The sequence below is a fragment of the Maribacter dokdonensis DSW-8 genome (assembly GCF_001447995.1).
Taxonomy (GTDB): Bacteria; Bacteroidota; Bacteroidia; order Flavobacteriales; family Flavobacteriaceae; genus Maribacter; species Maribacter dokdonensis.
Genome location: NZ_LDPE01000001.1, coordinates 527,752 through 539,765, shown reverse-complemented (window position 1 = coordinate 539,765; position 12,014 = coordinate 527,752). Strand labels below are relative to the sequence as shown.

Genomic DNA, 12,014 nt, shown 5'->3' with positions numbered 1-12,014 from the left:
TGCAAATGGGTTCAAATTGTATATTGACGATGAAATTGACCCGTTCGTCGATTTTTAGAACATTTGCCCCTTAAGAACCAGCTATTATGAAAAAATGGACATCCCTCGTGTCCCTGTGTGCCCTATTTTTTGGGTTTAGTATGCATGCGCAGGACAATGCAATTGAATTTAAGTTCGATAATTTAATTTCAAAATTACCTTCGGAAAAATCTATTTTAGAACGAACGGAAAGCTTTGAAAACCATTCTAGTTTGTTAAATGCATTAAGAGCGGTTAATTTGGATAAAGTCTTAAATTATAATGGGGAATTTACTGTCTTTGCGCCCTCTAATCTCGCATTTGAAAAACTTTCAAAATCAACATTGGATAAATTGTTTGATCCGGAAAATAAAAGGACCTTAAAGGCAATGCTTTCTTATCATATCATTGCAGATAAATTATCGGCATCTAGTATACTTAAAGCAATGTGTAGAGGAAATGGCATAGCTAAATTTACGACCATACAAGGCGATGAAATTACGGCTTCAATGCAAGGTATTGATATTGTCTTAACCGATAAATTTGGTAATCATGCTATGATTACTACGGCAGACTCAAATCAATCAAACGGCATCATTCATGAGATTGATACCGTTTTTGTTCCTGAAAAAATGTTGTAGTTACCTTAGGCTGGCTCCTAAATTACGTTCGTAGCTATTTTGTAGCTTTGACATAATTTTTTCTATTTGCTTTTCGGTCAAAGTACTCTTGTCATCTTGCAAGGTAAAGCTTACGGCATAGGATTTTTTCCCTTCCGGTAAATTTTTTCCTTCGTACACATCAAACAAGGTCATATCCTTTAAATATTTTCTTTCTGCACTGAAAGCAAGTTCATGCAGTTCACGATATGTAGCTTTTTGATCAAGTAGAAGGGCAAAATCCCTTTTTACTTCAGGATGTTTAGGGATTTCCTTGTACTTTACGGGCGTGGTATTAATTTGCTTTAAAATAGTGCCCCAGTCAAAGTCCGCAAATAATACATCTTGCTTAATGTCAAAATGTTTTAATATGGACTTTTTAACCAATCCAAATGATACCAACGAGTTCTTCTTAAAGGTAAATGTTAGCCCCTCTGAAAAGATAGGGGAAGATGTAGGTTCACTTTTTAAATTGTCTAACCCCAATCTTAATAGTACTGATTGGACAATTGATTTTAATTCGAAAAAATTAGTTGCCATTGTTTTACTTGTCCAGCTATCCGGTGCAGTATTCCCGGTTAATAAGATGCTAAGGTATTTAGGCTCAATTCTTTTATCACCTTTTGCATAATATGTTTTTCCGAACTCGAATAATTTAAGACTGGCTCGTCTACGGTTTATGTTGTAGCTAGCAGCTTCCAATGCTGAAAATAAAGATGTTCTTCTTAAAATTGATAGGTCACCGCTTAAAGGGTTAATGATTTCAATTGACCTATGTTCATCTTCATCAGATTCAATTAATGTAGTATATTCAGGGTTGGTCAAGCTATTGGTTAAAATTTCATTATAACCTTTAGATGCCAGTGAATTACCAATGGTGCTTTGTATTTTATGGTCTGCAGCAGCGGTAGTGGTTGCAATAGAGGCGTTTAGTTTTTGGCTAAATGCAACGTTGTTGTAACCATATACCCTTAAAATTTCTTCAATAACATCAACTTGTCTTTGTACGTCTACTCTGTAAGAAGGTACTTCAAGACCCATGCCGGCTTCAGTTACGTTCTTTACCTTAATGTCCAAAGAAGCCAAGATAGATTTTATGGTATCTTGAGGAATTTCTTGTCCAATTAACTTATTGATTTTTTCAAAAGCAAGAAACACTTCAAAATTAGGGTGTTTCTTAGGGTAGAGGTCATAAATGTCAGAGGTAATTTCTCCTCCTGCAATTTCTTTGATTAAAAGTGCTGCACGTTTTAAGCTGTACTCCACATTTTCAATGTCAATACCACGCTCAAACCTAAACGAAGCATCAGTGTTAAGGCCGTGTCTTTTTGCTGATTTTCTAATAGATACGGGGTTAAAATAGGCGCTCTCTAAGAAAATAGACGTTGTTTCTTCAGTTACACCAGAACCCAAACCGCCAAAAACGCCTGCCAAGCACAATGGCTTTTCGGTGTCACAAATCATTAAATCGTCTTCATGTAGTGTTCTTTCAACTCCGTCCAAAGTGGTAAACTTAGTGCCTTTAGCTAAGGTTTGAACAATGATCTTATTGCCTTTTATTTTAGCTGCATCAAAAGCGTGCAAAGGTTGCCCAAGCTCGTGTAGTACGTAATTGGTAGCATCTACTACATTGTTTTTAGGAGTTAATCCTATGGCTTTTAATCTATTCTGTAACCAAGTAGGAGAGGGCTGTATGATTAGATTGCTAATCGTAATTCCGCAATAACGAGGAGCTAATTCGGTTTTAACTACATCTACATCAATTTTTAATGATCGGTCATTAATATTAAAATGACTAGTAGAAGGGGTGATCAGTTCTTTAGTGATTTCTTTTTGTTTTAAGCCTGCTTTAAGGTCTCTTGCAACACCAAAATGGCTCATGGCGTCTGCACGGTTAGGTGTTAAGCCAATTTCGAATACTTCGTCTTCTTCAATAGCAAAGATATCGGCACAAGGTGTACCAGGTTTTAGGTCCTTTTCTAAAACCATAATTCCATCATGGCTATCACCAAGACCTAGTTCGTCTTCGGCGCATATCATACCAAAACTTTCTTCGCCCCTTATTTTACCTTTTTTAATGGTCCATGCTTCACCCTCCGAAGTATAAAGTGTAGTGCCTATAGTAGCTACAGGTACTTTTTGCCCGGCAGCTACGTTTTTAGCTCCGCAAACAATTTGTACAGGGGCATCTAGACCTATGTCAACCTTGGTCACCTTAAGTTTATCGGCGTTTGTATGCTTTTCACAACTTAAAACGTGTCCTACAACAATACCTTTTAATCCGCCTTTTACAGATTCAAATTTTTCAATTCCTTCGACCTCTAAACCCAAATCCGTTAAAAGTTCACCGGTTTTTTGTGATTCCCAATCTATTTGTATGAACTGTTTAAGCCAGTTATATGATATTTTCATTCAAAACATTTATAGGCCGCAAAGATAAAACAATGCCCTAATACATTCAATAAGCTATGAAGTCTTTATTTTAATTTTTAATTCTGCCTTTTTAATTGTTTATTAGAAGTTCTTTAAATAATAAAATATGAGAATAAGTATTGCAGTACTTTTTGTGTTCATGGTATTAGTAGGTTGTAAAGAAGAAAAGGTGGTTAAAAACTTAGCTGAGGGCAATTGGTTAGTTGAGCTAGAAGTAATGGATAACCAAGTGTTACCTTTTAACTTAAAAGTTGAAAAGAACATAAATGGTGATTATGAAATGAATATTATAAATGCCGATGAAGTTATACGAATAGATGAAGTGGAAGTTAAGGGAGATTCTATTTTTATGTATACACCGGTTTTTGAAGGATATTTGGCGGGCACTTTTACAGATAGTACCATTGAGGGGCAATTTATTAAAGAAAGTCTAGATAGAATAGTTCCTTTTAAGGCAATTCATGGTGTTAATGAAAGGTTTAAGGTTGCAAATAAGAAAGGTAAGGAGAACGTAACCGGCATATGGGAAACTTATTTTAGTCCTAATTTGGAAGAAGAATACGTAGGTAAAGGTATTTTTTTACAGGAAGGACATAAGGTAACCGGAACGTTTAGAACTACTACGGGAGACTATAGGTTTTTAGATGGTGTAATGGATGGCGATTCTCTTAAATTATCTGCATTTGATGGTGCCCATGCTTTTCTGTTTACCGCAAAAGTTACGGACTCTAGTATGAATGGTGTTTTCTATTCTGGAAATCATTTTAAAGAGCCATTTGTGGCTACTAGAAATGATGATTTTGAACTTCCGGATCCAGATTCACTTACATTTTTGAACGAAGGTTATGATAAATTGGCATTTACCTTTCCGGATAGTAATGGCGATAAGGTTTCATTGTCAGATGATAGATTTCATAACAAGGTCGTTATTGTGCAATTAATGGGAACCTGGTGCCCAAATTGTCTAGATGAAACAAAGTTTCTAGTGGAATATATGGCTGAAAATAAAGATATAGAAGTCATAGGGCTAGCTTTTGAGTCGGCAAAAACAGAAGATAAAGCCTTTAAAGGCATTCAGCGTCTAAAAGATAGAATAGGGGTGGGTTACCCAATTTTACTTGCGCAATACGGTACTTACGATAAATTTAAAGCTCAAGAAAAACTACCTATGCTTAATCATGTGCTGTCGTATCCCACAACCATTTTTATCGACAAAAAAGGTAATATTAGGAAAATTCATACCGGTTTCAACGGACCGGCAACAGGGGAGAAGTATATTGAATTTAAAAAGGAGTTCAATGAATTGGTGACCCAATTAAATAATGAGTAGCTTAAATAATGGTAGATTTACCTAAGCCTATGTTTTCATCGTTAATATTAAAACTACCATCTAATTCCATAATGTTATCAGCAATAAAGTCACCAACATAATTGGTCCCATATTTAGAGCTTCCTAATATATCTGGTGTTACTATTTTTTTAGAAAAAGATTTTAAGACCGCTGCTACTACTGCATCAGATTCCTCGTTCATTTTAAAATGTTGCAATAGCATTGCGACGCTTAAAATAGAGGCTACTGGATTTGCAATGTTTTTACCGGCTGCATCAGGGTAAGATCCATGAATAGGTTCAAACATGGCATGCTCTAGCCCAACTGAAGCAGAAGGCAGTAACCCAATAGATCCGGCAATAACGCTTCCTTGGTCAGATAGTATATCGCCAAACATATTGTCGGTCAAAATAACATCGAACTGTGATGGGTTTAAAATCATCTGAACCGCAGCATTATCAATAAATAGGCAATTCAATTCCACATCTGGATAACTTTCTGAAATAGCACGAACTACGCGTCTCCATAAACGAGATGTTTCAAGAACATTAGCCTTGTCTACCAATGTTACCTTCTTCTTTCTAGACCTGGCAGATTTGAAGGCTAGGTGGGCTATCCTACTGATTTCAGACTCAGTGTAGGTACAAGTGTCCGTTGCTGAATTTTTATCCTCATCATTGGATTTGTTACCATAATAGATTCCGCCTGATAATTCCCTGAAAATAATTAGGTCGGTATTTTGAACTTGTGTCTTTGAAAGTGGTGATTGCCTTACCAATGAAGGGAACACCTTTACGGGTCTAATATTGGCAAACAGCCCTAATTTTTTCCGTAATTTCAAAAGACCTTGTTCTGGCCATACTTTGGCTTTAGGATTGTCATCAAATTCAGGAAGGCCCAAAGCACCAAAAAGAGTAGCATCTGTACTTTTGCAAAGTTTTAAAGTTTCTTTAGGTAAAGGGCTGCCTGTCTGCTTAATGGCTGATGCACCAATTAGACCGTTCTTAAATGTAAAACTATGCCCAAAAGTTTCTTCAACAGAACGCAGGCACTTTATAGATTGTGCAACAACCTCTGGTCCAATACCATCTCCCTCTAAAACAGCAATATCTAAATGCATAATTAGCTTATACTTTGTAAATCTATTTTTGAGGTCTCAATTATTTGATGAATGTCATCGTCTTTCACCTCTTTTTTAACGTCGGCATATTTCAAGAACTCTTGGTATACTTGGTCTAGTTGTGTTTTGGTTAATTCGTAACCCACAATTTTTGCTCTATAGGCCAAGGCTGCTCTACCACTTCTGGCGGTCAACACAATTGAAGATTCTGTGACACCTACATCTGCAGGGTCTATAATTTCATAGGTCTCCCTATTTTTAATTACTCCATCTTGGTGAATTCCAGAACTGTGGGCAAAGGCATTGGCTCCAACAATTGCTTTGTTCGGTTGAACCATCATTCCCATTTTATTGGAAACCATTAAGCTAGTGTCGTATAACAATTTGCTGTTTATACTGGTGTCTAAATTTAAATCCGGGTGCTGACGCATAATCATGACCACTTCTTCTAAAGAAGTATTACCAGCTCTTTCTCCAATTCCGTTTATGGTGCATTCTATTTGTCTGGCACCATTGATGACACCTGCAATTGAATTGGCGGTCGCTAAACCTAAATCGTTGTGGCAATGGCAAGAAAGTGTTGCTTTCTCAATTCCTTTTACGTTTTCACGAAGGTATTTCATTTTTGCTCCGTATTCATCGGGCAAACAATAACCAGTGGTATCAGGTATATTCAATACAGTGGCTCCTGCCTTTATTACGGCTTCACATACACGTGCTAAAAACTCATTGTCCGTTCTACCGGCATCTTCAGCATAGAATTCAACATCTTCTACAAAAGTTTTGGCATAACTGACCGCAGCCACTGCACGTTCTATTATAGCGTCCCTATTTGAGTTGAACTTGAATTTTATATGAGAATCAGATGTGCCTATACCTGTATGTATTCTGGGCATTTTGGCATACTTAAGTGCTTCCGCGGCTACTTCAATGTCATTTTTTACCGCTCTTGTTAAGCCACAAACAGTTGCATTTTTTACAAGTTTGGATATAGCTTCCACAGATTGGAAATCTCCTGGACTAGATACGGGAAAACCGGCCTCAATCACATTTACACCCAAAATATCTAGGCGTTCAGCGATGACCAATTTTTGTTCCCTGTCTAGTTTGCAGCCAGGTACTTGTTCTCCATCTCTTAAAGTAGTGTCAAATATTTGTACGATATCTTTACTCATATAATTTACGTAGTTTTACTCGTCAAACGAATATATAACCTAAAACACAAAACATACTAATTTTGTGAACATGTTTACAACGTTAAGTCAGTTTTTTAGGTATATAAAACATTGAATTACAATTCTTTAAACTATTATTTTTACGATGACAAATGCGCATAAAGATGCTTTGTTCGTTCTGGTTAAATCACTTTCTAAATCTGAGAAGCGTCAATTTAAGCTTTACGTGGGTAGATTAGGAGTGAATACCGATGCCAAATTTTTAGCTCTGTTCAATTTATTGGATAAAATTAAACAATATGATGAGAAAACAATACTAGAAAGTGGGATTGTTAAAAAAGCTCAGCTTTCTAACCTAAAAGCTCATCTATATAAACAGATTTTGGTGAGCCTTAGATTAAATCCGGTTAACCAGAATATAAGGGTTCAAATAAGGGAACAATTGGATTTTGCTACAATTCTATATCAGAAAGGTCTTTATAAACAAAGCCTAAAAATATTGGATAAGGTAAAAGCAATAGCTATTGAAAATGAAGAGAAGAATATTGCCTATGAAATAGTTGAGTTGGAAAAAATCATTGAAACGCAATATATAACCCGTAGTATTCCTGACCGTGCAGATGAACTTGCAATACAGGCAAAAGAATTGTCTGGGCATAATGTTATGACCAGTAAGCTATCTAACCTTTCATTACAACTTTATGGGATGATGTTAAAGGTTGGCTACGTTAGAAGTAATGAGGATTTTCAAAAGGTAAAAACCTATTTTAACGACCATTTGCCGCTGTATAACATAGAAGACTTAGGTTTTAGGGAAAAATTATGGTTGTACAAGGCCCACTTATGGTACAGTTTTTTAACGCAAGACTTCTTATCTTGTTTTAAATATGCGAGCAAATGGGTAGATCTTTTTTATGATCATAAAGATATGATCTATTTAAACCCGGTATTCTTTTTAAAAGGCAATCATTATTTACTGGAATCTCTTTTTTACGTACAATATAGTTCTCAATTCAAAGAAGTGCTTGAGCGTTTAGAAACTACCATCAAGGAAAAGAACTTTCCAGATAACGACAATATCAATTCATTAGCGTTTATGTATTTAAATGCCAACAAATTGAATTTGCATTTTTTGGAAGGCAACTTTGAAAAAGGATTGTATTTGGTAAAAATTATTGAATACGGAATTAACAAGCACAGAGATAGAATAGATGTGCATCATGTAATGGTACTGTATTATAAAATAGCATGTCTGTATTTTGGAATTGGTGACAATAAAACGTGTATTCAATACTTGAAAAAAATCATTGATAACAAGAATTTAAAAATGCGCGAAGATTTAATGTGCTTTGCTAGAGTTTTAAGTTTAGTTGCCCATTATGAGGCAGGTATGGACTATCATTTGGAAATTCAATTAAAGAGTACATATAAGTTTCTTTTAAAAATGAACGATATGCATGCCGTACAAAAGGAGATGATAAAGTTCTTAAGAAGTCTTGGTGGTATTTATCCAAACCAATTGAGGGCAGAGTTTCAGAAATTGTATACGGAGCTTAAAAAATATGAGCATCATCCATATGAGAAAAGAGCATTTTTATATTTAGATATCCTGTCTTGGTTAGAAAGTCACCTACAGAATAAGTCAGTTTCAGAAATTATACGTGAAAAAGCCTTGGCAAGAACACGATAGGGAAGTGATGAGTAAATGAAAAATAACCATTTTCAGCATTTATTGGAAATCAATTTGGCCATGCTGTTTATTTCCACATCGGGGGCATTGGGTAGATATGTACAATTACCGGTGCCAGTGGCAATAGGTGCACGGGCAATTTTGGCATTTATTGCATTGTTTTTGTATTGTAAATGGAAGGGGTTTGGTTTAAAAATATATAAAAAAGATACAGGGGTTATCTTATTAAGTGGGTTATTAATGGGCACTCATTGGATTGCCTATTTCTATGCTTTAAAATTATCCAACGTAGCCATTGGCATGCTGTCTATTTTCACTTATCCTGTAATTACGGCTTTGCTAGAACCATTTCTCTTAAAAACCAAATTTCAGCTGGTACATATTTTACTTGCTGTTCTGGTATTAACCGGAATGTATTTTCTTAGTCCAACTTTAAATTTTGAAGATTCATATACAATAGCTATAGGCTTTGGTGTGTTTTCTGCTTTGGCCTATGCGTTAAGAAACATTCTTTTAAAAAAGAAAGTTTCAAAGTATAATGGGTCAATGTTAATGACCTACCAAACAGCAATAGTTGGGGTGATATTATTTCCATTTTTATTTACGGTCACTTCAGAGGCCATTGTGGCTCAGTGGCACGTGCTTGTGGCCTTAGCTATATTGACTACAGCTATTGGGCATACCTTATTTTTAATGACATTTAAACATTTTAATATTACTACGGTAAGTATTTTGAGTAGTATTCAACCTGTTTACGGGATTATAATAGGAGCAATTTTTCTTTCTGAAATACCAAGGGGCACAACTATTATTGGAGGTATACTAATATTAAGTTCTGTGGTTATAGAAAGTATACGTTCAAAAAAAGCTACTTAAGTAACTTATTTGTTCTGGGAGTTGATGCCAGGTGTACTTGCTCCAAATTGATTAATGATATTATCTCCAAATTTGGTGAATTGCTCGTTTTTTGCCATTTCCCTAACCTTTGCAGGATCAAAATCTCCATTGAAATATAAAAAGGACCCGGTTTGGTTGTTGTTATTGTAAATCAGTATTTCCTTGACTAAATTTTTTCTTTCACGAACAGATACTACATTTCGTTTAAGTTCATCGTTCTTACGAAATATCTCTATGAATGAATTTCCGGTAATACCATTCATCTGCTGATTTAAAAATTGAGTGCGACTAGTAGTTGTACTAGGGAATTGCATATATCTTAAATCTTTAGTGTTACCTACCATAGCTTTCATTTCTGGTGAAATTTCACTGATCATGGTAAGCATAAATTGTGGTACTCTAATCGCTGTAACCTGATTATCGTTTTTGTGCGCGTTGTAGAATGAATCAATTGAATTATAGCTGCTGCAAGACGTAATTAGTAAGAAAACGCTTAAAATCGATAATTTCTTTATCATGGTCATAGTGTTTTCCTTAAAAATAGTGAAATTAAAGACATGCATTCCAAATAGGGTCATTTGGTGGTGGGGCAATGATCTCTAAAGGTTTTTTTTTTACAGGATGTGTTAAACGTAATTTTCTGGCGTGTAAATGTATACTGCCATCATCATTACTTCTATTGAAACCATATTTTAAATCGCCCTTAATTGGCGAGCCAATAGCGCTTAATTGTGATCTAATTTGGTGGTGTCTACCTGTTTCCAAATCAATCTGCAAAAGAAAGTAATGGTTAAGCTTTTTTATGGTTCTGTAGGTAAGCATCGCTTTTTTACTATCGGGAACCTCTTTATTGTTTGCGTAAGATTTATTTTGCTTTGTATTTCTTTTCATCCAGTGAACCAGCCTTTTTTCCGGTTCTTTAGGGTTATTTTTAACAATTGCCCAGTATGTTTTCTTTGCATCTTTTTCAGCAAACATCTTATTTAATCTTGGTAGCGCTTTTGATGTCTTTGCGAACACCACAATACCAGATGTAGGTCTATCTAAACGATGAACTACACCTAAATATACATTACCAGGTTTATTGTATTTAATTTTTAAATATGCCTTAACGGTATCGCTAAGAGGTTGGTCTCCGGTTTTGTCGCCCTGTACAATATCACCAGGTCGCTTATTAATGATGATAAGGTGATTGTCTTCAAAAAGTACTTGAAGATTGTCTACGGTAGAATGTGTTTTTTTTGACAAAGAATATGATGATAATAATTAGTATTGCTCGTCATCATTAGGGAAATCTTGACTTTTTACATCACTGACATAATTGGAGATGGCATTTCCCATTTCTTCATAAAGATTCATATATCTACGTAAAAAACGTGGGTTGAATTCATGTGTCATTCCTAAAAGATCATGAACAACCAATACCTGACCATCTGCATATTTACCACCACCGATACCTATGGTAGGTATGGTCAAATTTTCAGAGACTTGCTTTGTGAGCATTGCAGGTATTTTTTCTAGAACTATACCAAAGCAACCCAGTTTTTGAAGTAGTTTGGCATCTTCCATTAATTTCTCTGCTTCTTCCTCTTCTTTGGCACGAACGGTATATGTTCCAAACTTATAGATGGATTGTGGTGTAAGGCCCAAATGGCCCATTACCGGAATACCGGCTGCAAGTATTCTTTTAACGGATTCCTTAATTTCTGCACCACCCTCAAGCTTTACAGCATGTGCACCACTTTCTTTCATAATTCTAATTGCCGATCGCAAAGCTTCTTTAGGGTCGCTTTGGTAGCTTCCAAAAGGTAAATCTACAACCACTAACGCACGGTCAATAGCCCTAATAACAGAAGAAGCATGATAAATCATTTGATCTAAAGTGATAGGTAAAGTAGTTTCATGACCCGCCATGACATTACTGGCAGAATCACCAACCAAAATAACATCGACTTTGGCAGCATCTACAATTTTGGCCATTGAATAGTCATATGCTGTAAGCATGGAGATTTTTTCTCCGTTCTTCTTCATATCCACTAAAGATTTGACCGTAACTCTTTTGTATTCTTTTTTAGCTGTTGACATAACTTAATTTTGGTTTTGCGCCATAAAAGTAAGGAGTTTTAATGAGACTAAGCACTCGCTAATTAGAATCCATTTGAAAAGTCATCATTCATATTTTACCTATTTTTACCGTAAATAACTTTTCAAAAGAATCCCAATGAAATATTTCTCTTTGCTATTGATGCTTTTTATGATAAATGTAGTAAATGCGCAAATAGACGAAGAGGTAAAGGTTAAGTATGCCGTTGAGACTTTTTTTTATGCTTTTAATGGCAAAAATGAATTTGCCATGAAAGGCGTTGTTGACCCCGATCTTAAAATGCAAACTGTAAATTTAAATGTGCTGGGTAGAATGAGTATTCGGGATAATAACTTTAATGACATAATTAATTTTATGATTACCACGCCTGATTCCATTACCTTTCACGAAAAAGTACTAGACTACAAAATTCAAATAGATGGCGGCATGGCCCATGTTTGGGCTCCGTACGAATTTTGGTACAAAGGTGAATTCAGTCATTGTGGTGTTAATTCATTTCAGTTGTTTAAAGAGAAAGATGCCTGGAAAATAATCTACCTAATAGATTCCAGAAGAAGAGAGGACTGTGATCCGGTTTCAGAATAAATA

At 35.4% G+C, this 12,014-nt stretch carries 11 protein-coding genes; 5 read left to right on the top strand and 6 right to left on the bottom strand.

Translation table 11 applies throughout. The annotated features are described in order from the left end of the window. Positions 1-86 precede the first annotated feature (86 nt). On the top strand, positions 87-659 hold the full coding sequence (locus tag I600_RS02490; RefSeq protein WP_058102927.1) for a fasciclin domain-containing protein: 573 nt from the start codon (positions 87-89) through the stop codon (positions 657-659). On the opposite strand, the gene pheT is transcribed toward I600_RS02490, so the two are convergent. After that, positions 660-3,089, bottom strand: a complete 2,430-nt coding sequence (gene pheT, locus I600_RS02485; RefSeq protein ID WP_058102926.1) for a phenylalanine--tRNA ligase subunit beta — start codon at positions 3,087-3,089, stop codon at positions 660-662. A 127-nt stretch (positions 3,090-3,216) separates the two neighbouring features. On the opposite strand from pheT, the gene I600_RS02480 reads away from it, so the two are divergent. Further along, the gene (locus tag I600_RS02480) at positions 3,217-4,440 is read left to right on the top strand and encodes a TlpA family protein disulfide reductase (RefSeq protein WP_058102925.1); all 1,224 of its coding nucleotides are present in this window, start codon (positions 3,217-3,219) and stop codon (positions 4,438-4,440) included. Position 4,441: 1 nt separating this feature from the next. On the opposite strand, the gene leuB is transcribed toward I600_RS02480, so the two are convergent. Together leuB and I600_RS02470 are read right to left on the bottom strand one after the other, a co-directional pair. Then, the gene (gene leuB / locus I600_RS02475) at positions 4,442-5,560 is read right to left on the bottom strand and encodes a 3-isopropylmalate dehydrogenase (RefSeq protein WP_058102924.1); all 1,119 of its coding nucleotides are present in this window, start codon (positions 5,558-5,560) and stop codon (positions 4,442-4,444) included. Between the two features lie 2 nt (positions 5,561-5,562). Next, entirely contained in the window at positions 5,563-6,735 is a 1,173-nt protein-coding gene (locus I600_RS02470) for a 2-isopropylmalate synthase (RefSeq protein WP_074674129.1), read from the bottom strand. A 145-nt stretch (positions 6,736-6,880) separates the two neighbouring features. On the opposite strand from I600_RS02470, the gene I600_RS02465 reads away from it, so the two are divergent. Further along, on the top strand, positions 6,881-8,425 hold the full coding sequence (locus I600_RS02465; RefSeq protein ID WP_058102923.1) for a hypothetical protein: 1,545 nt from the start codon (positions 6,881-6,883) through the stop codon (positions 8,423-8,425). A 15-nt stretch (positions 8,426-8,440) separates the two neighbouring features. After that, positions 8,441-9,301 (top strand): DMT family transporter, encoded by an 861-nt coding sequence (locus I600_RS02460; RefSeq protein ID WP_058102922.1) that lies wholly within the window; start codon positions 8,441-8,443, stop codon positions 9,299-9,301. Positions 9,302-9,306: 5 nt separating this feature from the next. Here the strand turns inward: I600_RS02460 and I600_RS02455 are convergent, their stop codons facing one another. Genes I600_RS02455 through panB form a run of 3 tightly spaced genes read right to left on the bottom strand, consistent with a single transcriptional unit; the run spans position 9,307 to position 11,407 of the window. After that, complete coding sequence (locus tag I600_RS02455; protein ID WP_244745109.1) at positions 9,307-9,840, bottom strand: DUF4252 domain-containing protein; 534 nt, start codon at positions 9,838-9,840, stop codon at positions 9,307-9,309. Between the two features lie 31 nt (positions 9,841-9,871). Next, positions 9,872-10,570 (bottom strand): RluA family pseudouridine synthase, encoded by a 699-nt coding sequence (locus I600_RS02450; RefSeq protein WP_058102920.1) that lies wholly within the window; start codon positions 10,568-10,570, stop codon positions 9,872-9,874. 18 nt (positions 10,571-10,588) lie between these two features. Then, positions 10,589-11,407 (bottom strand): 3-methyl-2-oxobutanoate hydroxymethyltransferase, encoded by an 819-nt coding sequence (gene panB, locus I600_RS02445; protein ID WP_058102919.1) that lies wholly within the window; start codon positions 11,405-11,407, stop codon positions 10,589-10,591. Between the two features lie 136 nt (positions 11,408-11,543). On the opposite strand from panB, the gene I600_RS02440 reads away from it, so the two are divergent. Continuing rightward, positions 11,544-12,011 carry a hypothetical protein gene (locus I600_RS02440; protein WP_058102918.1) on the top strand — a complete coding sequence of 156 codons (468 nt, stop codon included), beginning with the start codon at positions 11,544-11,546 and terminating at the stop codon, positions 12,009-12,011. Positions 12,012-12,014 lie beyond the last annotated feature (3 nt).

Excerpts from the sequence above, each read along its gene's own strand:
- I600_RS02490 (WP_058102927.1), top strand. The coding sequence starts at position 87 with ATGAAAAAATGGACATCCCTCGTGTCCCTGTGTGCCCTATTTTTTGGG.
- leuB (WP_058102924.1), bottom strand. The coding sequence starts at position 5,560 with ATGCATTTAGATATTGCTGTTTTAGAGGGAGATGGTATTGGACCAGAG.
- I600_RS02440 (WP_058102918.1), top strand. The coding sequence starts at position 11,544 with ATGAAATATTTCTCTTTGCTATTGATGCTTTTTATGATAAATGTAGTA.
- panB (WP_058102919.1), bottom strand. The coding sequence starts at position 11,407 with ATGTCAACAGCTAAAAAAGAATACAAAAGAGTTACGGTCAAATCTTTA.
- I600_RS02465 (WP_058102923.1), top strand. The coding sequence starts at position 6,881 with ATGACAAATGCGCATAAAGATGCTTTGTTCGTTCTGGTTAAATCACTT.
- pheT (WP_058102926.1), bottom strand. The coding sequence starts at position 3,089 with ATGAAAATATCATATAACTGGCTTAAACAGTTCATACAAATAGATTGG.
- I600_RS02470 (WP_074674129.1), bottom strand. The coding sequence starts at position 6,735 with ATGAGTAAAGATATCGTACAAATATTTGACACTACTTTAAGAGATGGA.
- I600_RS02460 (WP_058102922.1), top strand. The coding sequence starts at position 8,441 with ATGAAAAATAACCATTTTCAGCATTTATTGGAAATCAATTTGGCCATG.
- I600_RS02480 (WP_058102925.1), top strand. The coding sequence starts at position 3,217 with ATGAGAATAAGTATTGCAGTACTTTTTGTGTTCATGGTATTAGTAGGT.
- I600_RS02455 (WP_244745109.1), bottom strand. The coding sequence starts at position 9,840 with ATGATAAAGAAATTATCGATTTTAAGCGTTTTCTTACTAATTACGTCT.